Raw genomic sequence first — 22,105 nt, 5'->3', positions numbered from 1 at the left:
CTACCCGAAGCCCGGCAACACGAAGTGCTCGATCAGCGCCCACACGTCCGGGTCACGGCGGGACAGCCGCACGACACCCCACTCAGCAGACCCCGTTACACCCTCCGGGCTGTCCTTCCGGCGGTAGAGCCGCGCGGCCTGGATGAGGGTGGCCTGCCGGATCTCGTCCGGCACCTGCGGCCACCCCCAGCGCGCGGTCACCCGCTGCCCGGCCGCCCAACGGCCCGGCACGGTCAGCGAGGTGATCGGGCGGCCCCGCACCAAGGCGTTGTCGGGGCCGGTTTCGTAGTCGGTGACGTCGGTCCACGAGGATGCCGAGCCGGTCTCGACCAGCACCGGTGCGGCCCCGATGTCGTCGAGGAGCAGCCGTTCCCCGCCGTCCTCGTCACCAACGATCCGGCCTCTCCGGGGCCGGAAAATCCGGGCAGTCGGTTCCTCATCCAGCCAGAACCGGCGCCCCGTGCTGGTGTCGATGCCGCGCGACGCCGCCGTGAGAACGGACTGGAGCATGGCATCTCGGGAGGTGTCGTCCGTCTTGATGTTGAGGTTGGACTTCAGCACGTCCAACTCGGCGTAGTCGTGGGCCACGATCTCAGCCCTTGCCAGTGGTCTTGCGGCCGCTGGTCCGCTTCTCAGCAGTATTCGGAGCCGTGGCCGTCTCGACCTCCGGCTCGCTCACGGCCGAGGCCTCCTCGGCGATGCCGGAGGCGACGAGGTGCTGCGCCTCGCCGGTCGGGAGGTCGGCCACCTCACCGCGGGCCGGCCATTCCTCGCCGTTGCGGGTCCCGGACATCTGCACCTTCATACGCACCTTCATTGCGCGTCCCTTCACGCGAAGGGGCGGGCCCGGGCTGGGCCCGCCCAGGGGGTCAGCTCGCGCCGCCGGCGAAGTATTTGATCGCGCCGGTGGTGTCGACCTGGTCGCCGTCGCCGCGCAGGATCGCCCGGTACGTGATCAGGTCCGTGTTGAACGCGAAGTCGTCGGACCGCTCGAAGCGCAGGGACTCGACCTGCCGCACGAAGTACGTGCTGAAGTCGCCGAACAGGATCGACTTCGCCGACAGAGCCGTTGCGGGCATGTTCGGGTCGGTCAGCAGCGGCTTGCCCAGGATGGTGTCCGGGGTGGTGGCCGTGAGACCCGGTGCCCACAGGTAGTTGCCCTGCCCGGCGCCGCCGGTGCCGTCCCGCAGCTTCCGGATGGACGCGACCGTGGCATCCCGCATCAGCCACGAGCAGGAAGAGCTCTGCCGGTACGGGGCGATGACCGAGTAGTACAGATCGATCAGCTCGTCGCTCGATGCGGTACCGACAGCGCCGGTGGCGCCGGTCTTCCCGAGGGTGGCCGCGGTGAGGACACCGTTCGGCTGCGACGACCCGGTGCCGGTGACGAGGTGCGCACCGAACCCGTTGCCGAGCGCCCGCCCGGCCTGCATCGACAGGTAGCCGAGGAGATCCACGCCGGTGTCGTTCGCGAGCTCGTGCGAGACCTGGAGGAGGAAGCCGTACTTGTAGGCGTCCAGGGACACCTGACCGAACGTGGGGTCGTTCGCGGTCAGCGGGCCGGCCTCGGCCACGATGCCCGCGGACGCGGAATGCGCGGTCGTCCTCGGAATCTGCATCTGCTCGCCGGTCGCGGTCCGCAGGACGGTCGGGCCGGCCGCCAGCACACCCGAGTTCTCGATCATGTGCTGAACGAGACGGTTGTAGAACGAGATCGGGACCGTGTTCGCGCCCGCGGCCGCCGTGAGCTTCGACAGGGCACGGGCGTCCAGCGGCAGCGGGCTGTCCGGCCGAATGTCGAGCGACCGTGTACCGGACTGGCCGGTCAGCCAGGCACGGACACGGTCCACCTCGCCCTTCTCCGCGCCCCTGCGGGCCTCGGGCGCCGGGTCCTTCTCCAGCAGCGACCGGAACGCCTCGTCGGCGTCCTTGGTGCGCTGCTCGGCCTCGGCCATCTCCTTGGCCCTGGCGTCGATCGCGTCCAGGTCCGCATTCAGCCGCTGGTACGTCTGCTCTTCGTCGGCGGTGAGCTTGCTGTCGTCGCCGCCGCGCGCCTCGGCCGCGTCCAGGAGCTCCTTCGTCTGCTCCCAGATGTTGGCCCGGCGCTCTTTGAGGCGGGTGATGTAGTCCATGGTTGCCCTCCCAGGCATGACGACGACACCCGCAGGCCGGTGGCCAGGGGTGTCAGAGGGGTGGTTGCGAGGTGGGTGTCGCCCTGCCTCAGAAGGTGCGGCGCCGGTCGAGCTCGGCGCGCCGCTGCCGCAGCACCGTAAGCGGGTGGGGGTCGCCCTGCCCACTGGGTGCCATGTCGATGACCACAGCCGCAGGGCGGCCGAGGAAGCGTGTGAGGTCGCCCGTGTCAGCCGCGGCCCGGACCTCGTCGAGGTCGGCCCCGGCCTGCTCGGCCAGAGACCGCAGCCCGGTCGAGGTGTCCATGTACGCGGGGCTGTTGACCGGGGCCACGTCGACCAGCGCCCCCGACAGCAGCGTCCGCAGCGGGAACCCTTCCGGGGTGGCCGCCCAGTCGTCCTCGAAGGTGCGGAACGCGAAGCTGGAGCGGCGAACGTCGCCGCGGCGCACCAGCTCCATTACGTCCTCGCGGGACGCGGGTACGTCGGCCTCGTAGTCGAGGCCGGTTCCGTCGACCACCAGGCGCAGCGTGCCCGCGTCCGTGGTGCCGATCAGCCGGTTGTCGTCGTGGTTGTAGCGGGCCATGACCTCTGGCCACCCGTCGCCCTCGCTCTTCGCGAAGAACGCCGGGTCGATTCGCTCGACGAACCCGCCCAGATTCCGGGACAGGGCGTTGAACTTCGCCGCGTACCCGCCTATCTTCCGGGTGTCGGTGGCGCGGACCTCGACCAGGCCGCGCGTGAAGCGGCGCTCTGCGTCGCCCATGAAGACCTCCAGGTCTCAGGTTTTCGCGGCCGGCGGCGCCGGTGCGGTGGTGCCGATGATGTACTCGTCGCCGCCCGCGCCTGGTGGCAGCGGGGCCAGGTTCTCCTTGGCCCGGACTCCATCGCGGTTCTGCCAGCCCTGATCAAGGGCCATGCCGTGCGCGGTGTACCGGTCCAGGACCGAGGTGCGGAGCATGGCGTCCAAGTTGAAGCGGACGAACTCACGGCCCGGCATCAGACGGGAAAACGCCGACTCCAGCCGAACGAGCCACGGCCGCAACGTGCTGTTGATCAGGTCCAGAGCGTTCATCTCGACCGTGGAATACGTCAGGGACCCGCCGGATTCCCCGCCCACCTTCTCCGGTGGTACACCGTAGATCGCTGCAATCTGGCTCGCGTTGAGCCGCATCGACTCGATGAACTGCGACTCCTCGGGCGACACCGACAGCGCGGTGAAATCCCAGTCAGAGCCGATCACCAGCGGCTTGCGGGAGCGGATGCGGGCCGACAGCCGGTCGGAAATCTCCTCGCCCTCGTCCGGCGAAACCGTCTTCGAGGAGTTCTTGAGGACCGCGGGCGGCGTCCCCCCGTTCACGAACCACGACCGGCCGTACTCGGTGAGGGTCAGGCCGGCACCGATCGTCTGCGCGAACAGGGCGATCGGGGAGAGCCCCACCACATGGCCGGGCAGCGTCACCCACGGAATGTGGACGATCTGATCAGTGGGGACGACGCGGCCCTGCCAGTAGTAGACCGGCACGACGGGGTTCTCCTCGTCGACCCAGACATCGTCCGGGTTGAGCCACTCCACCATCGTCGGCAGCCCGAGCGCGTCCCGCTGGGTGATCAGCCCGTAGGCGTTGCCCCTCAGCGCCATGCTGAGCACGCACTTGTGGAGCCAGGTGAACAGGTCGCCCTGCACGTCCGGTTTCCAGAACAGATCGGGCACGAACGCGATCGGCTCCCGCGACGACCCATCACGGCGGAACAGCTGCAGAGGCAGCGACGCCACGTTGTCCGCGAGGATCCGCACCGACGCGAACACCGGGATCAGCGAGAGCGCCGACGTCGTCGACACCACCGCCGAAGACGGCCCGCCCGAACTCCAGGGCAGGGATGTGATGGCCCGTACCGTCGCCTGCCCGATACGACGGAACGGTGCCGCGAGGGCTCGTGTCCAGCGCGGCATGGGCCCACCTCCTCACAGCACCGAGTCCAGTGCGTCGTAGTCGTCGAGCACGGCCGGTCCCCGGATGAGGAGCGCCCACCGGGCGAGGGTCACCGCAACGAGCGGCGCCACATCCACCAGCGAGGTGGTGCGGTCCAGCGTCCACGCGTCGCCCACCCGGCGCGTGCGCGCTCCGTTCACCGCCGCCGTCAACGGGGCTTGGTCCAGGTGGACCGCCGTGCCCTGGTTCAGCGCATCAGCGAACTGCCCGCACGCCTCCACCACGTCATAGGTGCGGAGCACGGCCAGATGCCCGCGGTGCGGGCGCGCCTTGTCCTCCGGTGCCGTGATGCCAGCCGACACCAACGCGTCCACCAGAGAGCCAGCAGGCGCCCCGCCCGAGGCGATGGCGATGAGCAACGGATCGTGCAGCTGCTTCAGCTTGAGCAGCGCGGGCACCACCCAGCTCGTACCCGGCCGCCGGTCCACGATCTCCAGATGAACCCGCCCGTCCGGCCGCTGTGAGGCAACGCCGATCGATGCCGTGCTGCGGTCCTGGGACACGTCCACGGCCAGCGCGACATCGCCGCTCACCTTCGACTTGGCGTCGGCCAGCCCCGGCCACTTCAGCTTCGGCACATTCGGGTCAACCGGCGGGGCCTGCTTCCTCGTCCGGTTCAGGTAGGCCCGGTCGAACTCGGCCGGGTCCATCTTCTCCAGCTCGGAACGGATGATGTCCTCGGTCACCGTGTAGCCGAGTGCCGGCAGCGCTGTGCGCCACGTTGCCGGATCGTCCCGCGGCAGGTCGTCAGGGGCGAACCACTCGAAGTACGCCACCGACGGGTGCGTACCCGACTCCCACAGCTGCTCGATATGCGCCCGGCCCGCGGTGCGCTTCTTGTTCAGCCACACCGACTTCTCGGTACCGCCCGCTGACGCCCACCACAGTTGAGCCATGGCTCGGGTCAGCATCGCGGGGCTGAACGCCTGCTCCAGCCGGTCATCCTCGTGTGCGAACGCCTCGTCGATGACGCCCAAGTCGAGGGCCGGGCCGTGGCCGGCCTTCTCGGTGTTCGCGGTGATCCCGAGCTTGGACCGCGTCTTGGTCCAGATGATCGCCTCGTTGCCGTTGCTCTTCCGCGAGCGAATCCGGTTGCCGAGCTCCGAGCCCTCGATCGTCACGAGGAACTCGTCTTCCCACCGCTGCCGGGCCATGCCCCGGGTCTGCGCCGCGTAGACGACGTTCTGCCGCTGCCACGCTGCGATGCGGTGCGTCATCACCGTGAGAATCTGCTGCGTCTTGCCCTGCTGCCGCGGCACCGACAGGCCGACCTCACGATGAGTGAACAGCCCGGTCTCGGGGTTGATCTCCAGGCCGACGTCCAGGACGTACTTCTGCCACGGCATGGGCTCGAACCCGAGCCGCTCCATGATCTTCCACGCACGCGGTCCCAGGGACGGGAACTCTGGCCGACGCGGCGTTCCCCACCGCGGCGGGCACGTCAATCCGTACAGGTCCAGGCACTGCGCGGCGAACTCAGACGGGGGAGCCCAGGTCTCCGAGGTCGTCATCGTCGTCATCAGTGGCCCGCCCCTCCAGCAGCTGAGCGAGCGTCTGCCGCAGCTCACGGTTCAACTGGGGCAGCAACCGGCCGTCCTCCCCGCCTCCAGCGTCAACCTCACGCGCCAGGGTGAACGCCATCTCGGAGAGCGACGGTTCAACCCCGACCAGGTCACCGAGCTGTTCAACGTCGTCCCGGACTGCCTGCTCAACCGGACCGGCCACCATGACCCCCTCATGATCATTCCCATGCCATTCGGCGCGGGGGGAGAAAAATAAAAGCTGGGCGCGGGGCTGGGATGAGGCCTCCCCAAAAAGGGGAAGCGGTTCGTCCGGCTTGATCAGCTCGGTCGGTACCAGTCGCGTGATGTGGTCAGGCCTTTGACCTGGGTGTTTGCGCCCTTCTCGCCGTTGCAGTTGCGGCCGCAGGTGGGGCAGCGGTTGACGCCGTGGGCTGGTGCCCAGTTGTCGCGGTCGCGGGGGTCGGCACCGGATGCGACAGGGCGGATGTGGTCGATGACGTCGGCTCCGACGTGTCCGCAGATGTGGCACACGTCGTTGTCCGCGAGGAAGGCGGCGCGGCCCTTGCGGTAGGCGTAGGCGGTGAGGTCGGAGCGTCCGCTCATCGTCTGCTGCCCGCGTGGTTGCGTGCGATGGCGATGGCTTCGCCTTCGGGGATGCGGTCGGTGTCGAGCCCGCATGGGCATGTGGCCCTGGCTGTTCCTGCTGGTTCGTATGCTGCCCAGCCGTCGGTAGGCGGGAGCTTGCGCAGGTCGCGTGCCAGGGTGGCGCGGTGTTCCACGTCTACCTCCGGGCATGAGTAGGCCCGGCCGCAACGGGGGATGCAGCCGGGCCGGTTCGAGGTGGTGCTACTGGTTGCGCCTGCGGAAGAGGCAGATGAGGGCGATGCGTTCGCCGGTGAGTGCCTTGCCTTCCGCAGCTGCCATGTTCTGGAGCATCCATCCGGCGGACTCGACTGCTTGGATCTGGTCGGCGATGCCGGTCATGGGCGCGGTGGCTTTGCTGTTGGTGTTGGCCTCGATGAACTTGTACACGAGGACGTAGTCACCGTTGGCGTAGGCCTCGCGGGCTCGCTTGCCGGCTTCCTGTGCCTTGGCGTCGTTCATGAATCCCATGGGCCCCCCTTGGGCTGTGCGGCGTGGGGCCATCATGGGGCAGATGCGAAGGCGACGTGAAGGGAATGCGGAGACTCGGCGGACCCGGATCGGTTCGAGTGATGCCCAGAAGCGGCGGTCTTCGGCGTCAACCGTCTGCTGCGACTGGTAGGCCAGTTCAGCGGCTTCGTCCGAGGCTAGGTAGGCGGCCGCTGCGTCAGTGTCCGCAATGGCTTGAGTGAACGTCGTCCGGGCCATGGCATCCCTTGCTGGCGGCGAACAAGACGAAGGCCCGCCACATCGGGCGGGCCTGGTGTTGTCCGGGCATGCCGGACGCCCCTTGAGTGTTACACCGGGTGATCGTGCTGGTCAAGCTGCCTTGGCGGTGAGGGTGGCGGGGAGTTCGTTGAGGTCGATGAGGGCGCGGCCGGCGCGGTCGTAGCCGTGGTGGGTGAGCGAGCCGCGGTGGAGGCGGACGCGGATGGCTCCGGGCCTGATGCCGGTGGCTGCTGACGCGGCGTAGATGTCGACGAGGATCGGCATGTGTCCAGTGTGCCGCCTCCGCGCGCGGGGAGGCCCGAGGAGGAGAACTTTACGGGATCTCGTAAAGTGTGCCGCCTCCGCGCGCGCGGGGAGGCCCCGGCCGTCACTACAACGGCAGGGGCCCCGGTGTAGCTACACCTACTTCGCCTCGGCGGCTTTCTCGGCGTCCCGCTGCCGCTGGGACTCCTCGTTCCGGCGGCGGAGTTCGTCGATGGTGATCGGGTTGAGTGCCATGATCGTGGTCCTGTCTCGTGGTTGGGGATGGGGCCCGGGGCGGCCGCGGTCGCCTGGCAGTGATGCGGCCGCCCTGGGGTGTGTCAGCTGTTGCGGGTGTACGTGAGGACGATGTCCGTGGGCTGCATGTCCTTCCCCTTGCAGAAGCCGATGACCATCGCCTCGGCCTCCCTCGGGGTTTCCGCTTCGACGGCGCCGGACCCATTGGCGGGCTCTCCCGTCTTGGTGTCGGTTCCGGTGGCGGTCCACTGGTAGTTGGTCAGTGCCATGGGGTTCTCCTTGGGTGTGATGCGGGTCTACGGCCCGCTCTACGGGTGGTCTACGCGGGCTCTACAGCCCCTTCTGTGGATGCCTGACCTGCGTCTACGTCATCGGAAGGGGCCTCTACAGGCGTGGGGGAGAGCAGGGCCGTGATGTCGGCGGCCTTGATGCCGCTGTTGCCGGTCTTGGTGGGGCTGACGCGGACGCTGCGGTGGATGGTGATGCCGCAGTCGAGGAGGACGGCTCGGAGTCGGGCGTCGTCGAGGTGAGCGGCTGCAGGGCGGGCCCGCAGCGCGTCGTACACGTCTCGGAGGAACACGGCGGGGTCGTCGCCGAGCAGCTGCTGGACGCCGAGGACGACTCGGCGGCGTAGCTCCTTCTCGGTTGGTGGGGTTGGTGGGACGGGGCGGCCTGCCCGCCAGGCGGTGACGGTGTAGGTGCCGGCCGCGATGGCGAGGAGCTGGGGCTGTTGGTGGCCGGTGCGCCACGCGAGGAGTGCGGCGAAGGCGAGGCCTGCGGTGCGGCGAGCGACGGCGGCGCCGCGGGCCGGGTGGTCGGCGGCGATTGTCCAGGCGCGGAGCCTGGCCCACTGGGTGAGGTGGCCGCGGGCGAGGCGCCGGGGGTGGATGCGCTGGGCTGCCCACCGGGGCCGCCCGGTCCCGAACTCGGGGACGGGCGGCAGTTCGAGGGTGTCGGCCTCGGACTCGGTGGTCATGGTCAGGCGTTGCTGGCGAAGGAGGCGATCATCTGGGCGAAGGTGCCGAACAGTTGGTTGACCATGTTGCCGATCTGGGTGCCGGACATGGACAGTCCGAGGCCGAGGCAGACGAAGCCGGGCATGAGGTGGAGCTTCTTGGTCTTGTCGCCGTGCTTGAACATCCACCAGGCCACACCGGACAGGGCGATGATCAGGAGGACGCTGATGGGGACGGATCCGCCGGGGGCGCCGGCGGCGGGCGGGGCGGCCATGGAGTGCTGGCTGGCGGTGTCGATGGCGGCGAGGAGTGTGGTGTTCACGGTGTGGTCCTTCAGTACGAGAGGCCGACGATGGCGGCGGTGATGAGGAGCGCGGTGAGGAGCGCGCGGGAGAGCAGGCGGTGCGCGCGGGACCCGTTGGGCAGCAGCGTCAGGAGGAGGACGGCGCCGAGGGCGGCGAAGAGGCCGTAGTAGCCGAGCGCGTGGTAGGTGATCACGCGTAGCCGCCTTCCATCGGGCCACGGGACGGCTTCGCCTTCTTCGCTTCGCGGGACAGCGTCGTGCGGACGTAGTTCGGCTTCACCGCGATGCCGGTACTGCGCATCACCCAGTCGGCGACGTCGGCGGACGTGAAGCCACGGTCCCCAAGGGCGGTAACGGCGTCGAGGATCGCCTTCGTCTTGGTCGCGTCGACACCACCCCCGACCTGGGGTGCATCATGATGCGCATCACCCGCATCGTCGTCCTCGTCGCGCTCAACGGAGACCTCTGTACGCGGCCCGTGCAGGACGAGAGCGACCTGGACGGCGTCCACGATCACCCCGTAGGTGATGAGCATGGAGGCGAGCTCGGCGGGGGGCGTATCAGGGTGCGCATCATGGGCGATGCGGATCGCGTCAGCAGGGTCCATCTCGGCGAAGCGGCGCCGCAGTACCTCGGTCGCGGTGTACTTCACCGCGGGCTCGGGGGCTGTGATGGCGGCGGTCGGCCCGTGCTCGATGTGGGCAATCGCGCGGGCCTTGACGGTGCTGCCGGCAAGGCGTGGGGCGAGGGCCCAGGCCCAGCCGCCGAACGCGGGGAGCCGGTAGGGCTGCTCTGCCCGTTCGGCGCGCGCTTCGGCTCGGGGCCCGGCCCACGACAGCTCGGAGAGCAGGAGCAGGCCGACGGTGGGGATCGCGAAGAGGAGGAACGCGGGGGTGCCGCCGTGGATGAGGTCGGCATGGAACCGGTTGAGGTAGACGGACACCCCGGCCATGCCGACCGCGGTGGCGCGGGCCCCGAACGCGGACCGACCGGCCGCCGATGCTTCCGAGGCGAGGTGGAGGCAGGCGTAGGCGATGCCGTCGAACACGAGGAACACGGCCACGGCGATGACCTTGGGTGCGTCGTAGTGGCGGGCGACGGCGTAGAGGGACCATCCGGTGGTGGCGAGCGCGGCGAGGGACACGACGGTCAGGGCGAAGCGCCAGGCGTTGCGGTTCATCCGGCCGCCCTCCCGATCAGGTAGGCGATGAGGACGAGCGGCCAGATCATGGCGAGGAGGTAGAGGAATTTCACTGGTCCTCACCGGCCCGCAGGCTGATCAGCTGGTCGACCATGGTGTCGATGTGGTCGGCCTGCTTGCGGAGGGCGGCGGCGATCCGGTGTGCACCGGTCGGCCCGACCTCCAGGTGCCCGTCATCCGTCTCGACGGACAGGCAGACCTGCGGGCGGTCGCTGAACGGCCACTGCACCAGGCTGACCCCGACGAGGCTCGTTGGCCCGTGCTCGGGGGTGTCGGCCAACGCCCACTCCGGTTCGCTCCGGTGCGTGATCTCCGCCTTCGCCGGCGGATGCCGGTAGCCGTGCTGGAACACGCACCACGACGGGCAGACCAGCCGCACGTCTCCGGCGTCCAGGGTGGTGACGGTGGTGGTGCCGTCCGCGTTGCGACGCGGCTGCGGGGCCACGATCGGCCGGTCCTTGCTCATCGGCCGGCCTCCTTGTCGAGGGCGGCGACGAGCTGGCGGAGGCACATCTCCAGGCCGACGGCGGCGCGGATCATCGCGTCCCTGTCGTGGATGTTCGCGGCGGCCTTCTCGTCGAGGGTCTTGCGGGCTCGGCGGAGCGCCTCGCTCAGGGATGAGGCGTTGGGGAGCGCGTCGGTCTCCGGGTCGTACAGCGCGGTGTACGACTCGCTGGGGTTGGTACTCATCCGGCGCTCACCCCCTGCGCGATGAGGCGGAGGAGGGCGGCGTACTCGCCCCTGGTGGTGCCGTGCCGGACGGGCGGGGCGGCGGCGAGGAGGTCCTGCTCGGCGGCGAACGCGGCCTCGGTGGGCCCGTGCAGCTGCTCGGCGAGGACCAGGCAGCGGGCGAGACGAATGGGCTCCAGCATCTCCGCGTGGGGCCGCTTCGCGTCGAGGGTGTCGGCGAGCTGGCCGAGGAGGGTGATGGTGTCGTCGCTGAGGGCGAGTGGCGTCGTCATGCTGCCACCGCCGGGCGGCCGGCGCGGACGCGGCGCAGAGCCTCGTCCATGTCGGGGTCGCTGTCGCCGGGGTGGTGCGGGTCTACGCACGCAGGGGTGCGCGTGAAATGATCGGCCATGGCCGATGCCTCCTGGTCTAGTCAGGATGGTGTTCGGTCTGGGGTCGGGTGACGCGGCCGCTCCAGGTGTTCCACCACCTGGGAGCTGTCACCCGGCCCTGCTCTATGTGGTTGTCGGGCCTGGCCCGTTCTTCTTGATCGCCGCGTCAACGGCGTTCCAGCTCTTCCCGAGTTCCCTGGCCACATCGGCCACGGTCCCCAGTTCGGCCACGCCGTCGAGCAAGGCGAGCGCTCTTCGTTTGGCGGATTCGGATACGAGGGTCTGGAGCTGTTCCACCAGCTCGTCCTCCCCGCGGACCCGTTCCCGCCATGGGATCGCGTTCACGGGACGACTCTATCTAACCCAGGCTTAGACGCGCAAGGGCTACGCGGCATGTCGCGCCTTCTCGTCCTCGGTCATCCACGCCTTCAACTGCGCCCACACGTAGGGCGGGTACCGGGTGTCGCACCACCCGCACCGGACAGCCTTCTCGCCGGGCGCCAGCCGCAGCACCGCACCGCACAGCGTCCCGGACGGATCGATCGCCGGGCAGTGCCCGATCCGCCGGCCCCGATCGACTGCCGGGACGGGGGCGATGATCGAGGTCACGGACCGGCTCAGCTCCCGGATGTCCGCCGCGAACTCGCCGGCGTCGGGCCAGGACACTGCCACCCACGGCATGTTCGCCAGCAGCCCGCTCACCGCGGCGCGAAGCCGGGCCTCGATGCCGCCGCCGTCCGGTGTGGCCACAGTGTGCCCACGGTCCCGGCAAATGACAGTCAGCCACTGCTCTGCCGTGCCCACCAGGCCACCCGGTCCGCGCAGGTCGAGGATGTCCTCGACGACCGGCAGCGGGGCGTACACGGGCTTCGAGCCTCGGCCGCCACCGTTCCCCCCGGGCGGGGCGAGGAACGGCAGCAGCCCGGCGTACAGGTCGGGCAGGCACTCCAGCCGAACCCTGGTCGCCTTCACACACCCGCGGCACAGGTAGCCGTCGTCGTCCATCTGCTGCTCGCACAGCTGGCACTGGGTCACGGCTGCTCCTTCGGCTGGTCGAGCACGCCGAGGATCCGGTCGACGGCGTTGCAGATGTGCGGGGTGCCGATCGCCACGCACTCGGCCCGCACCCGCTCGACGGCGGCCACCGCCTGGTCCCGCTCGGCGATCAGCTGCTCGGCGCCAACCGCGGCGACCAGGTCGTCGATGACGCTGTCGGTGCCGAGCCAGATGAAGTCGCCGCCGGGCCAGATCGCGGGCATGGTGTCGTCGTCCGGGTCGATGTGGCGGCGCAACGCCGCACGCAGCCGGGCCCGGAGCTCAACCGTTGCTTCCGTCTGGGCGGCAACTGACCTCCCCTTAGAAGGGCTGTCGTTTGCGGCACCCTTCGGGGGTGCCGCAACCGTGGGCTGCTGCCCCACAGTTGTGGGCTGCTGGCCCACACCTGCGTGGGCTTCTGCCCCACGCAGGTGGTTGTCGATGGCGTCGCGCAGCTGCACGAGGCGGTCCGGTGCGAGACCGATCTCGACCGACCACTGCTGGGTGTCCAGGTAGGTGATCTCCGGCAGGTACATCACCACGTCTCCGCCATCGGAGCGGGCCGAGAACTGGACGTCCTCCGGGTCGTAGTCGTCGGAGCGCCCACGAGCGTTTTCCTGGGTCCGGGAAAACGACTGGTCGGGGGCATCAGCCCGCCGGACGATCTGCCCAGCCAGGGCACCCGGCTGCCGGTACACCTCTCCTTCCCTGCTCACGCTCGCCTCCGTCCACGGGTCAGCCGATTCAGCTGGAACACGGCCAGGACGTGGTCGCCGCTCGCCTTCTTCAGCGCCGCGTCCGCTTCGGCCTGGCCGGCGGCAGCGACGCGGCGCTCATCCTTACCGGTCCACAGGATGTGGACGGCGGCCGTGGAGGCGAACCCGATGTACGCCCCGTACAGCAGCCACATCAACACGTTCGACATGACGTTTCCTCGTCTCAGAAAGGGGCTTCGTCGGAGGAGCCCGGCGCGGCCTGCGTCGGGGCGGCGGGCTGCTGCCCTCCCCAGCCGCCACTCTGCTGCGAGGGCTGCTGGTTCTGGGCGGGCCTGGCTCCGGCCCACGGGTCGGCGGCCTGGGCGCCGCCCTGCTGCCCGCCGGCGGCGGGGTTCTTCGTGACCGCGGCCGAGGCACGGAGCAGGGACGGGCCGACCTCTTCGGCGTCGATCTCGTACACGGTGCGCTTCACCTGCTCGCGGTCCTCGTAGGAGCGCTGCTTGAGGCGCCCCTGGACGATGACGCGCATGCCGCGCTTCAGGGTCTCGGCGGCGTTCTCGGCCTGCTGCCGCCACACGGAGCAGGTGAGGAACAGGCCTTCGCCGTCCTTCCACTCGTTGGTCTGCTTGTCGAAGACCCGCGGAGTGGAGGCGACGCGGAACTTCGCGACGGCGGCGCCGGCCGGGGTGAAGCGGAGCTCGGGGTCGTCGACCAGGTTGCCGACGATCGTGATCGTGGTCTCTCCGGACATCAGGGTGTCTCCGTTCAGATCAGAGGTTGAAGGTGATGGCACCGAGGGCTTCGGCGGTCGGCGGTACGAGTTCCGCGTGGAGGCAGTACGGGCAGGTGCAGGTGTGGTCGCCGTAGAGGTTGGCTTCTTCGATCAACTCAGCTCGCCCGTGGCCAACGCTGCCCTCTGCGCCGAAGCCTTTGGCTCGGAGTTCGCGCACCATGTCCTCGATGTCGTCGAGGGCTGCGGCGGTGATGTTGGGCTCCTTGTCGTAGCCGCGGACGCGAAGGTCGGCGTGCGCACTGACGAGGGTCTGGGCGGCGACGGTGAGGCGGTCCTGCCAGTGGTCGAGCTCGGACATCAGGGGGTCTCCTCCTCGGGGGGAACCGTGTCGATATCGACACGGTTGCGGGATGCTGGGTGGGTGGCCGGGCCCGATAACCGCGGGCCCGGCCGCTGTCGTGCGGTCAGGCGGCGTCCTCGTAGATCGCGCCGGTGAGGATGTCGTTTGCCATGGACGTGATGACGTCCCGGCGGGTGAGTGCCCCCTCCGCCGAGGGGGCGGGGTAGTTGGCGGGCAGGTCTCGCTCGACGGCGTCGACGATGTCGTCGATCTTGAAGGTGATGCCGGTGTGCGCCGAGAGGCCAGCGACCTGCTCCACGGCCTTCTCGGTGCGGGTGATCAGATCTGCTGCAAGGGCCTGAAGGTCCACGATCAGTTCTCCTTCTCGGTGGTGTCCGTGACCGTGTCGGTCACGGTTGTGGGCTGCTGCCCCACAGCTGCGCGGGCTTCTGACTCGCGCAGGTTGCGGAGCTTGTTGGCGTGGCGGGCGGCGAGGCCGCGGCGGCGGGCGGCGGACATTTCCTCGCGCCGCCGCTTCGCCGCCTGGATGCGGACGCGGGCAGCAGCGACCTGCTCCGCGACGATGCCGTTTACGTCCACTGCTCTCCTCGCATACACAAAGTTGATTGATGAGATTGGTGAGAATGGATCTGACCTGCTGTTTTGTAGTGACGAGAATGGTGACGAACATGGAAGTCGGAGTGACGAACATGGTGAGAATGGGAGCCCCATGTTCGTCACCATGTTCACCATGTTCGTCAGGTGAGTGCGTGAGAGAAACCGCAGGTCAGAGCCAATCTCACCAATCGCACCATGTACGTCAGCGTGTGTGTGGAGGGCTGGTGTTCGTGCCCTCTTCGACCCATGCGGTGGGCAGGAACCAGTGGGACGTTCGCTCCTTCCCGAACCCCTCCTGACGGGAGCGGATCCCGAGCTTCTTCTTCGCCCGGTCCACCGACGAGTCGCTGAACGCCTGCAGCCGGGCGACCTTCTTGATCTCCCGCGCCTCTGCTGAGCCGCCGAGATCGGCAAGGAATCCGGCCAGCCACTCGGCCACCTCGTTCGTCGACCCGCTGCTCTCGCCGTTGTTCTCTGCCCGCATGACTTCGCGGACCGATGTGGTCGACTCCGGTCCGAGGACGAACCGGGAGACGTAGGACGGGCCTTCGTCGGTGTCGACGGTGGCCGCCTGAATCGTGTAGGCGTGTGATGGCAGGCCGAGCCGGCCGAGGTTGTTCTTCTCCAGGCTCATGACGAACTCGTCCACTCCGTCTTCTCCTTCTTCCTTGGCGAACGCGATCAGCGATCGGATGAGTTGCCCGAAGGCGCCGGATCCAGCGAGGCGGCTGAGCGGATCGGCGCCACCCGCTTTCGTGAAGTGGGCCAGGCCGAGGATGGTGAAGTCGTGCCGGTCCGCGGCGGCGACCAGCGGCTCCAGCGCGGACCGGACTTCCGCTGCCCGGTAGTCGTTGATGGTGGCGTCGATCATGGAAAGCAGCGGGTCGGCGACGAGCAGCGCGACGCTGTACTCCTCGGCGGCCTTCCCCATGAGCGAGATGTCCTTCGGCAGGGTGAGGCGGGCGTGCATCTCCTCGTCGTCCTTGACGTCCACCCGGAACACCCGGTCCATGTCGGCCCCGGCAGCGACGAGACGCGGCGCGATCGTCATGGACCAGGAGTCCTCGGTCGCCGCGTAGATGACGCCCCGCGGCTTGCCGTACAGCTCACCGGGGAGCGTGCCGGTTGTGATCCGGGCGGTGATCCAGCAGGCGTACTGAGACTTGCCCAGCCCCGGCCCGCCCGCCGCGATGGCGAGCGAGTTGAGCGGGATCCGGCCGTGCGAGGTAGGCGGCGCGTCCTGCGGGGTGGTGTCCCACAGCCACCGGACGGGCCGGATACGGATCGACGAGGCAGGGGTGAGGACCAGGCGACGCGGCGACGCGGCCGCCTGCTCCGTCAGCACCTCGCCGTCGGGCGGTTCCTCATCACCGAAGAACCGTGCGGCCGCTTCGTCGAACGCGGTGGTCGTCATGCCGCCACCCAGGTCCTATCGGACGGGCGACGGGCGGCGCTCTGAATGGTCGCGAGGATCTCGCCGTCGGCAAGTCCCACCGCCTGCCCTGCAGAGACGAGTGCGTTCTCGGCTTCGTACAGGTCGAGGGCGCCCTGGTCCGCGCTCTCGTTCGCCCTGCATGCAGCGAAGTACAGGCTCGCGTTGCGGTTGCCCTCGCCCGCGTCCATGACGTGCTGCACCAGGGTCTCGACCGTCCAGTGTTTCCCGGGCCGGCGGATCCCGGACAGCGACGTCTGGCGGCGGGCCTGCCCGGGGACGCGCGGCTTCTCCTTGCGGGGCAGGAGCGTGCTCGGCCAGGCGGTGGTCGGCTTGTGGAAGACGTTGCCGGTGCCGGGCCACTGGTAGCGGCACCCCGAGGAGTGCACGGACGGGGCCAGCAGGATGTACCCGTTGTGCTTGAAGTCGATGCCGGGGAACGGCTCGCCGGGCAGGTCGAACCCGGGTGATAGGTACAGCATGTGGAGGCCGTCGCCGCCGGTGATCTGCATGGTGGTGCCGGGCAGGACGCCGACGCGCTGCTCCAGGGCGCACAGGGATGTGTGGCCGTCGTTGCGCGGGTCGACGTCGAGGACTGCCCACCCGTTGAGCTTGCACGGCGCGCCGATGTTCGCGTCCGGCTCCTCCGTCCACCATCTGCGGATGAGGTTGGTGTCGGTGGTGGCGGCGTGGAAGCCGTGGCAGGTGGCCACGCCGCACTGGCATTCTTCTGGGCGGTGCTTGATGTAGATGCTGCTCTTGATGTCGCAGCGGGCGCAGTTGGCGTAGGGCGCTTTGCTGCGGCGGACCCTGAAGACCTTGATGCCGAGGGCGGCGTAGGCCAGGGCGGCGTCGCGGTGGTTCTTCGGGATCTTCGTGCCGTCGTTCACGAACTGGGCTCTCTTCTGCGAGCTGGGATGAGTGTCCGTGTCGGGCGGGCCGCCAGTGGATGGCGGCCCGCCGCAGGTCACCCGGCTTCTCGCAGGTGTCCGGTCAGTTCGTCGGCGAGCTGGGTGATGGCCTGTTGCCAGCGGCGCGCGGCGGCGCGGCGGCAGATCTCACTGGGCTGGGCTTCGAGGTCGGCGCGGATGGCGCCCAACGTGACGTGGAAGCGTGCCTGTTCGGCGACGAGCGCCAGGTGCTGGGCGCCCTGCTCGTCCATCTCAGGGAGCTCGACGGGGTTGTCGACCGGCCACTGGCCGGGGCGGCGCTCGCTCATGCTGCCTTCTCCTTGTGGTCGGCCGGCTGATGGAAAGCGGCGCGGAGTCGGGCGCGCTGCAGGTCGGTGAGGGGCGGCGCCTGGGCGACGATGCGCCGGACGCGGGCCCAGTACGCGGCGTCGCCGTGGTCGGTCCCGGCCGGGCGGCCGAGGGTGTCCTCGGCCGCCGCGGTGGTGTGCTGGTCGGTCACGGGCGGACCGCCTGGCTTGCGACCTCGCGTGCCTTGCCGGTGAAGTCGGTGAACTCGACCTCGAACGGCTTGGGGAGCGGCGTGACGTCGAGGCCGAGGGACTCGGCGATGAGGTAGCGGATCATGCAGTCCGTGACGAACTTGTCTCGGCCCGGCGAGGTGAGGATGGTGGTCCGCCCGTTGCCGATGTGGACGCAGCCGTAGAAGTTGGCGTCGGTGATCGACGACTCGATGACCCGGATGCCCAAGGCGGTGAGCACCTGGTCGAGGGGCCGGTTCATGATCTGCCCGGTGGTGACGGTGGCCCGGGTGATGGCCGGTTCCGCCTGTCCGGGGTTCGACTGTCGACTGTCGGTGGCGTCTGAGATAATCATGGTGAATCGGCCCTCTCTGCTCTTCACGGGGTCTGGGTGGTCGGTTCGCTCGAAGCCGTCGCAGTTACCGCTGCGGCGGCTTCGCTGATTTCCGGGGAGATGTGCAGGACCCGGAGCAGGTCCGCGGTGATCGCCCGGTATGCCCGGCCGGCCCTGATGACCTGGCACGGGAAGTCGCCCGATTTGGCCAAGGCGTATGCCGTTGTGCGACCCAGTCCGAAGGCCCGAGCCGCTGTCTCGATGTCCACCACCGCAGGCAGTGCGAGCACCTCGGTACGGGTGAGCGGTCGACGCTCCGTTGCGGTTGTCATAATTCGTGGCACTCCTTGCGGAAGTTGCTTCCTGAGGAAGTAGCCCGAGTGTGCTCGGTGCGTTCTATGGATGTCAAGCCATGTTGTCTTGTGCGCACACAGAAGTCGTGGGAACGTCTCCGCTGTGACACAGCGTCCGCTCTGGCGCAGTCCGTGCCAGTTGGTCCGCACACAGAAACCGTGGGAGTCTCGCTGTCATGGCACAGGAATCAAGCGCGCCCGACTGGTCGACGAGGCTGGCCCTCTCGATCGCCGCCGAGGTCAGGCGACACCGTCAAGCCCAAGGGCTGAGCGCTCAGCAACTTTCGGATCGCTGCGCCGCAATCGGTATGCCTATCCAGCGCTCAGTCCTGGCGAACCTGGAGAGCGGCCGGCGGACCACAGTCACCGTTGCCGAAGTGCTGGTACTAGCTCATGCCCTAGGGGTTCCGCCTGGGGTTCTCATGTTCCCAGTCGGTCACGAGTCACAAAGTGAGTCACTACCGGGCGGCTACATGGAACCCTACGCGGCCGTCGAATGGATTTCGGGGCGCGTTTTCATTGATCAAGACGTATCAGATGAATTCTTTGAGACGCCGCTAGGGCTGGTCCGTCTACACCAGGATGCGGTGCGACAGCTGCAGCAGCGGATGCGTAAGCGCAGTGAAGCGGCACGGCGAATGGTTTCGCTTGAGCTCGAATATTCCGACGCGGCGGCGCTGGAGGGGCAGGCAGAAGCTGAATTGGATCTGGCTGATGAGGAATTGCGGAGGATCTCGGTTCCCGGCCTGATCAACGGGGATGAGCATCATCGGATCGCTCGCCGTCGCCACGAGCTATCGGAGCAGCTGTCCGACGCGCGTAGACGGGCGGAGTCGCTGAGGGATCAGCTCCGCTACGCCAGGACTTGGGCGGACTCGACTGAAGAGGAAGTGCACCTGAGTGACGCCGCGGTTCGAAAGTATCGAGACGAAATTGCCTCCAGAGGGCTGGTTCTCCCTCTGCTCCCGCGCGAGCTCTCTTACCTAGCCCCGAATGCTGGTTTCCTGGAAGACAGGGTTGCAAAGCCGAAGGCATTTGATCTTCGCGTCAAGTCCAGCGAGCAGAGCCCTATGAGTATCCGAGAGGAGGAGGTCGACTGGGGCCAGGTTATGCGTGAAAGAGATGCAAGAGTGGAGGCGGAGGGCGCTTCCGAAGCCGGTGAGAGCCAGAATTCGGAACCCCAAGAAGACGTTAGCTTTACTCAGTCGAGAGAGGCGTACACTGCGTCGGCGGCAGAAGAGATTGCGGAAGCCCTGGCGCGAGTGCTTGAGCGGAAAGGGATGCGGCTTGTACACGAGTCGGAAGATGGCGAGGGAGAGGGCGCATAGCCGCAGAGCACTTCATCGCTTCCACTCGGTCTCGATGGCGTCGTAGTCGAAGTATCCGCCGTCGGGCATGCGGCCCGGCCGCGGCTTCCGCAGCGTGACTTTCAGCAGTGTTCGCAGCACGGTGCGCCGGCGGTCGAGATCGAGTCCTTCCCACGCCTTGCGCACATCGGGCACGCCGACCAGGCCGACGAGCGGGTCCTTGACCGCGGCCCTGGCCAGTTGCGCGGTGGCGCCTTCGAGCTGGGCGCGGGCGACGTCCGAGCCCTCGGCGAACTGGGCCATGTCGACGGTGCCGGCGCCGAACAGTGCGGCGAGGTCGGTGAGCCGGCGGCGGATCTGCTCGCTCTCCAGCTGCAAGGCGGCGACGTTGACCCCGTCCGGTGCGGGCTGCAGCAGGTCGGCCGCGTCGTCGCGTGACAGGCGCTCGATCAGCAGGTCCTGGATGTACCGGTCGAGGACTTCGGCCTTCCGCCCACCGCCGCACTGGTTCTGACATCGGTAGCTCGGGTAGTTGCCCCCGCCGGCGAGGGTGCAGATGACTGTCTGCTTGCACCCTTCGTAGCCGCACTCGTAGATCAGCGATCCGAACCACTTCGGTGTCGGGCCGGGGGTTGTGGTCCGGGCCGGGTTCGTCAGGACCGCCACAACGGCCCTGAAGCGCGGCTCATCGACCGCGGCCTCCCACTTGCCCTTCCCGATCTCCTCGCCCCTGTACACGGCGATGCCGGCGTTCCTCGGCCGCAGCAGCAGGTCCCGTGCGGTGCCGTGCTCGATGGGCTTGCCCTGCGTCGACAGCAGCCCCTTGCCGGCGAGCCACCGTACCCAGCCCTTGATCGAGCCGCCGGCAAGGATCTGGTCCGTGCCCGCGTCCAGTGCCGCGGCCTCTTCGGGGACCAGCTTGGTCATGTCGAGGACGGGCACGTCGATCTCCTCGCCGGTGCCCTTCACGGTCTTCTTCTTCGTCTCGCCGGTGGGCACACCCCACCCGAACGGCCGCAGGCCTCCGGACCAGAGTCCGGCCTTCGCCTTCTGCCGACGGGCGGCGGCGACACGGTGGCCCTTGTGCTCGGATTCCTGCCTGGCGACGGCACCGAGGATGCGGGCGGTCATCCGACCAGACGGTGACGACAGGTCGATGGACCCGGCCTGGCATGTGTGCGTGGACACTCCGCGCCGCTCGGAGAGGTCGATGTACTCCTCCAGCTCGGTGGGGGAGCGGTGCAGCCGGTCGGTGTGCCACGCGATCACGATCGTGGCGGTGCCCAGTTCGAGGTCGGCGAGCATCCGGCGGTAGTCCTTGCGGAGCTTCCCGCTGAACGCGGACACGTCGTTGTCGACGTACACCTCTACGACGTCCCAGCCGTTGCGTTCGGCGAGGGCCTCGCAGTCCTCGCGCTGCCGGTCGACGCCGAGGTTGGCGCCGGTGCGGTCCTGGCTGATGCGGCAGTAGATGACGGCGCGCTGACGGCCGCCTGTCGCAGTGTCGATGGCGGCGCGAAGAGTGGGGCTCATGCTCCGAGTGTCCGTCAACAGAGGTGCCTTTGTCATGGGTTCGGGAAGACAACGCTCCTCGCCAGCCTGCTGGGTGCGGTCGGGGAGCAGGAGCGGATCGTGCTCGCCGAGGACTCCGCCGAGTTGCGTCCGGACCATCCGCACGTCGTACGGCTGGAATCGCGTCCTGCCAACCAGGAGGGTGCCGGGCAGGTGACGCTCCGGGACCTGGTGCGACAGGCCCTGCGTATGCGGCCCGACAGGCTGGTGGTCGGGGAGGTACGGGGTGCGGAAGTCACCGAACTGCTGGCTGCGCTGAATACCGGCCATGAGGGCGGCTCGGGGACGGTCCACGCAAACGCGGCCGAGCACGTCCCGGCCCGGCTGGAGGCGCTGGGGACGGCGGCGGGGTTGGACCGTACGGCACTTCACAGCCAGCTGGCGGCGGCGCTGTCCGTGGTGGTTCATCTCGTACGGGACCGGGCCGGGCGGCGGCGGATTGCCGAGGTCCAGGTTCTGGAGCGGGATGCGGCGGGACTGGTGGTGACCGTACCGGCACTGCGGTGGGGCGCGGCCGGATTCGAGCGCGAGCGGGGCTGGGAGCGGCTGCGGTCGCTGATCGGGGGTGAGCTGTGACCGGTGCGGAGGTGGCGATGCCGGAGGCGGTGCATGCGGCGGCGCTGTGCGCGGGAGCAGCTGCCTGGCTGGTGGTGGCCGGGCGGGGCCAAGGGCGCCGGAGAGCAAGGGAGTTGTTCGTCGAAGGGGCTGCGGAGTCGCCCCCGGGGAAGCGATGGGAGAGCGGTCGGAGGCGGCTCCAGGTGTGGCTGAGCGGGCGGCGGGAGCTGCTGTGCCTGCCGGTGGCTCTGGTTCTGGGGGTCCTTGGCGAGTCCGTTCTGCCGATGGCCGCTGGGGCGGTCGCGGTGCCGCTGGTACGGCGATGGCTGCGGAGAAGGAAGTTGCGCGAGGACCGGGAGCACCGGGCCGACGGAGTGGTGGACCTGTGCGGTGCGGTGGTGGGTGAGCTGAGGGCCGGCCGCGAACCGGGGCAGGCGCTGCTCGTCGCGGTCCGCGGAACAGGGGCGTTGGGCGTGGCGGAGGCGGGGGTGTCGGCTGCGGCGCGGTTCGGGGGCGATGTCCCGGGAGCACTGGGACAGGCGGCCTGCGAACCGGGCCTGGACGGGCTCGCCGGAGTGGCCGCCTGCTGGCGGGTGGCGGTTGACGGCGGGGCCGGACTCGCGGCCGGTCTGGACCGGCTGGAG

At 68.9% G+C, this 22,105-nt stretch carries 36 protein-coding genes and 1 pseudogene; 3 read left to right on the top strand and 34 right to left on the bottom strand.

Annotated elements, in window-relative coordinates:
• The 33 genes from J1C73_RS25450 to J1C73_RS25295 form a co-directional block, all read right to left on the bottom strand.
• On the bottom strand, positions 1–588 hold the full coding sequence (locus J1C73_RS25450; protein WP_307797796.1) for a phage head-tail connector protein: 588 nt from the start codon (positions 586–588) through the stop codon (positions 1–3).
• A 4-nt stretch (positions 589–592) separates the two neighbouring features.
• Positions 593–817, bottom strand: a complete 225-nt coding sequence (locus J1C73_RS25445; protein WP_207318435.1) for a hypothetical protein — start codon at positions 815–817, stop codon at positions 593–595.
• A 52-nt stretch (positions 818–869) separates the two neighbouring features.
• On the bottom strand, positions 870–2,132 hold the full coding sequence (locus tag J1C73_RS25440) for a phage major capsid protein (RefSeq protein ID WP_207318434.1): 1,263 nt from the start codon (positions 2,130–2,132) through the stop codon (positions 870–872).
• An 88-nt stretch (positions 2,133–2,220) separates the two neighbouring features.
• Positions 2,221–2,895, bottom strand: a complete 675-nt coding sequence (locus tag J1C73_RS25435) for an HK97 family phage prohead protease (RefSeq protein WP_207318433.1) — start codon at positions 2,893–2,895, stop codon at positions 2,221–2,223.
• Positions 2,896–2,910: 15 nt separating this feature from the next.
• Positions 2,911–4,083 (bottom strand): phage portal protein, encoded by a 1,173-nt coding sequence (locus J1C73_RS25430; protein ID WP_207318432.1) that lies wholly within the window; start codon positions 4,081–4,083, stop codon positions 2,911–2,913.
• Positions 4,084–4,095: 12 nt separating this feature from the next.
• Positions 4,096–5,493, bottom strand: coding sequence for a terminase large subunit domain-containing protein (locus J1C73_RS25425; protein WP_207318431.1), 1,398 nt, complete (start codon positions 5,491–5,493; stop codon positions 4,096–4,098).
• Positions 5,494–5,599: 106 nt separating this feature from the next.
• A complete protein-coding gene (locus J1C73_RS25420) occupies positions 5,600–5,848 on the bottom strand; it encodes a hypothetical protein (RefSeq protein ID WP_307797795.1) in 249 nt (82 codons plus the stop codon).
• 116 nt (positions 5,849–5,964) lie between these two features.
• A complete protein-coding gene (locus tag J1C73_RS25415; protein WP_207318429.1) occupies positions 5,965–6,249 on the bottom strand; it encodes an HNH endonuclease in 285 nt (94 codons plus the stop codon).
• A gap of 243 nt (positions 6,250–6,492) precedes the next feature.
• On the bottom strand, positions 6,493–6,759 hold the full coding sequence (locus J1C73_RS25410; RefSeq protein ID WP_207318428.1) for a hypothetical protein: 267 nt from the start codon (positions 6,757–6,759) through the stop codon (positions 6,493–6,495).
• 348 nt (positions 6,760–7,107) lie between these two features.
• Complete coding sequence (locus J1C73_RS25405; protein ID WP_207318427.1) at positions 7,108–7,281, bottom strand: hypothetical protein; 174 nt, start codon at positions 7,279–7,281, stop codon at positions 7,108–7,110.
• Positions 7,282–7,598: 317 nt separating this feature from the next.
• The gene (locus tag J1C73_RS25400) at positions 7,599–7,784 is read right to left on the bottom strand and encodes a hypothetical protein (protein WP_207318426.1); all 186 of its coding nucleotides are present in this window, start codon (positions 7,782–7,784) and stop codon (positions 7,599–7,601) included.
• A gap of 50 nt (positions 7,785–7,834) precedes the next feature.
• A complete protein-coding gene (locus J1C73_RS25395) occupies positions 7,835–8,491 on the bottom strand; it encodes a hypothetical protein (RefSeq protein ID WP_207318425.1) in 657 nt (218 codons plus the stop codon).
• 2 nt (positions 8,492–8,493) lie between these two features.
• Entirely contained in the window at positions 8,494–8,793 is a 300-nt protein-coding gene (locus tag J1C73_RS25390) for a hypothetical protein (RefSeq protein WP_207318424.1), read from the bottom strand.
• Between the two features lie 11 nt (positions 8,794–8,804).
• A complete protein-coding gene (locus J1C73_RS25385; RefSeq protein WP_207318423.1) occupies positions 8,805–8,969 on the bottom strand; it encodes a hypothetical protein in 165 nt (54 codons plus the stop codon).
• Complete coding sequence (locus tag J1C73_RS25380; RefSeq protein ID WP_207318422.1) at positions 8,966–9,955, bottom strand: hypothetical protein; 990 nt, start codon at positions 9,953–9,955, stop codon at positions 8,966–8,968. The genes J1C73_RS25385 and J1C73_RS25380 overlap by 4 nt, the downstream gene beginning before the upstream one ends.
• A 70-nt stretch (positions 9,956–10,025) precedes the next feature.
• Positions 10,026–10,442 carry a DUF6907 domain-containing protein gene (locus tag J1C73_RS25375; protein WP_207318421.1) on the bottom strand — a complete coding sequence of 139 codons (417 nt, stop codon included), beginning with the start codon at positions 10,440–10,442 and terminating at the stop codon, positions 10,026–10,028.
• Positions 10,439–10,666, bottom strand: a complete 228-nt coding sequence (locus J1C73_RS25370) for a hypothetical protein (RefSeq protein WP_207318420.1) — start codon at positions 10,664–10,666, stop codon at positions 10,439–10,441. Before J1C73_RS25370 ends, J1C73_RS25375 begins: the two co-directional genes overlap by 4 nt.
• Positions 10,663–10,938, bottom strand: a complete 276-nt coding sequence (locus J1C73_RS25365; protein WP_207318419.1) for a hypothetical protein — start codon at positions 10,936–10,938, stop codon at positions 10,663–10,665. The genes J1C73_RS25370 and J1C73_RS25365 overlap by 4 nt, the downstream gene beginning before the upstream one ends.
• Positions 10,935–11,057 carry a hypothetical protein gene (locus J1C73_RS35540; protein WP_278186642.1) on the bottom strand — a complete coding sequence of 41 codons (123 nt, stop codon included), beginning with the start codon at positions 11,055–11,057 and terminating at the stop codon, positions 10,935–10,937. The genes J1C73_RS25365 and J1C73_RS35540 overlap by 4 nt, the downstream gene beginning before the upstream one ends.
• Before the next feature lie 103 nt (positions 11,058–11,160).
• Positions 11,161–11,382, bottom strand: coding sequence for a hypothetical protein (locus J1C73_RS25360; RefSeq protein ID WP_207318418.1), 222 nt, complete (start codon positions 11,380–11,382; stop codon positions 11,161–11,163).
• Positions 11,383–11,421: 39 nt separating this feature from the next.
• Complete coding sequence (locus J1C73_RS25355; protein ID WP_207318417.1) at positions 11,422–12,072, bottom strand: hypothetical protein; 651 nt, start codon at positions 12,070–12,072, stop codon at positions 11,422–11,424.
• Positions 12,069–12,788, bottom strand: coding sequence for a hypothetical protein (locus J1C73_RS35190; protein WP_307797794.1), 720 nt, complete (start codon positions 12,786–12,788; stop codon positions 12,069–12,071). The genes J1C73_RS25355 and J1C73_RS35190 overlap by 4 nt, the downstream gene beginning before the upstream one ends.
• Positions 12,785–12,997 (bottom strand): hypothetical protein, encoded by a 213-nt coding sequence (locus J1C73_RS25345; protein WP_207318416.1) that lies wholly within the window; start codon positions 12,995–12,997, stop codon positions 12,785–12,787. Before J1C73_RS25345 ends, J1C73_RS35190 begins: the two co-directional genes overlap by 4 nt.
• A 14-nt stretch (positions 12,998–13,011) precedes the next feature.
• Positions 13,012–13,539 (bottom strand): single-stranded DNA-binding protein, encoded by a 528-nt coding sequence (locus J1C73_RS25340; RefSeq protein WP_207318415.1) that lies wholly within the window; start codon positions 13,537–13,539, stop codon positions 13,012–13,014.
• 19 nt (positions 13,540–13,558) lie between these two features.
• Entirely contained in the window at positions 13,559–13,879 is a 321-nt protein-coding gene (locus tag J1C73_RS25335; RefSeq protein ID WP_207318414.1) for a hypothetical protein, read from the bottom strand.
• Positions 13,880–13,985: 106 nt separating this feature from the next.
• Positions 13,986–14,231 carry a hypothetical protein gene (locus J1C73_RS25330; protein ID WP_207318413.1) on the bottom strand — a complete coding sequence of 82 codons (246 nt, stop codon included), beginning with the start codon at positions 14,229–14,231 and terminating at the stop codon, positions 13,986–13,988.
• A gap of 2 nt (positions 14,232–14,233) precedes the next feature.
• Positions 14,234–14,461 (bottom strand): hypothetical protein, encoded by a 228-nt coding sequence (locus tag J1C73_RS25325; protein WP_207318453.1) that lies wholly within the window; start codon positions 14,459–14,461, stop codon positions 14,234–14,236.
• Between the two features lie 220 nt (positions 14,462–14,681).
• Positions 14,682–15,893 carry an AAA family ATPase gene (locus J1C73_RS25320; RefSeq protein WP_207318412.1) on the bottom strand — a complete coding sequence of 404 codons (1,212 nt, stop codon included), beginning with the start codon at positions 15,891–15,893 and terminating at the stop codon, positions 14,682–14,684.
• Entirely contained in the window at positions 15,890–16,801 is a 912-nt protein-coding gene (locus J1C73_RS25315; RefSeq protein ID WP_207318411.1) for a bifunctional DNA primase/polymerase, read from the bottom strand. The genes J1C73_RS25320 and J1C73_RS25315 overlap by 4 nt, the downstream gene beginning before the upstream one ends.
• Positions 16,802–16,878: 77 nt before the next feature.
• Entirely contained in the window at positions 16,879–17,130 is a 252-nt protein-coding gene (locus J1C73_RS25310; RefSeq protein ID WP_207318410.1) for a hypothetical protein, read from the bottom strand.
• Positions 17,127–17,321 carry a hypothetical protein gene (locus tag J1C73_RS25305; RefSeq protein WP_207318409.1) on the bottom strand — a complete coding sequence of 65 codons (195 nt, stop codon included), beginning with the start codon at positions 17,319–17,321 and terminating at the stop codon, positions 17,127–17,129. The genes J1C73_RS25310 and J1C73_RS25305 overlap by 4 nt, the downstream gene beginning before the upstream one ends.
• Entirely contained in the window at positions 17,318–17,695 is a 378-nt protein-coding gene (locus tag J1C73_RS25300) for a hypothetical protein (protein WP_207318408.1), read from the bottom strand. Before J1C73_RS25300 ends, J1C73_RS25305 begins: the two co-directional genes overlap by 4 nt.
• Positions 17,696–17,718: 23 nt before the next feature.
• Positions 17,719–18,006: a helix-turn-helix domain-containing protein gene (locus J1C73_RS25295; protein WP_207318407.1), complete on the bottom strand. Its 288-nt coding sequence runs from the start codon at positions 18,004–18,006 to the stop codon at positions 17,719–17,721.
• 197 nt (positions 18,007–18,203) lie between these two features.
• On the opposite strand from J1C73_RS25295, the gene J1C73_RS25290 reads away from it, so the two are divergent.
• The gene (locus J1C73_RS25290; RefSeq protein WP_207318406.1) at positions 18,204–19,355 is read left to right on the top strand and encodes a helix-turn-helix domain-containing protein; all 1,152 of its coding nucleotides are present in this window, start codon (positions 18,204–18,206) and stop codon (positions 19,353–19,355) included.
• Positions 19,356–19,367: 12 nt separating this feature from the next.
• On the opposite strand, the gene J1C73_RS25285 is transcribed toward J1C73_RS25290, so the two are convergent.
• Positions 19,368–20,867, bottom strand: a complete 1,500-nt coding sequence (locus tag J1C73_RS25285; protein WP_207318405.1) for a recombinase family protein — start codon at positions 20,865–20,867, stop codon at positions 19,368–19,370.
• 36 nt (positions 20,868–20,903) lie between these two features.
• Here J1C73_RS25285 and J1C73_RS25280 point away from each other — a divergent pair.
• Together J1C73_RS25280 and J1C73_RS35185 are read left to right on the top strand one after the other, a co-directional pair.
• Positions 20,904–21,482: pseudogene (locus J1C73_RS25280) on the top strand (ATPase, T2SS/T4P/T4SS family); the annotation flags it as partial.
• Between the two features lie 17 nt (positions 21,483–21,499).
• Positions 21,500–22,105, top strand: a 606-nt coding sequence (locus tag J1C73_RS35185) for a type II secretion system F family protein (RefSeq protein WP_242644683.1), incomplete at its 3' end; no start/stop codon positions are given.

It is taken from the genome of Streptomyces laculatispora, assembly GCF_017353455.1.
Classification (GTDB): Bacteria; Actinomycetota; Actinomycetes; order Streptomycetales; family Streptomycetaceae; genus Streptomyces; species Streptomyces laculatispora.
This window is presented reverse-complemented; position numbering and strand designations above follow the sequence as displayed.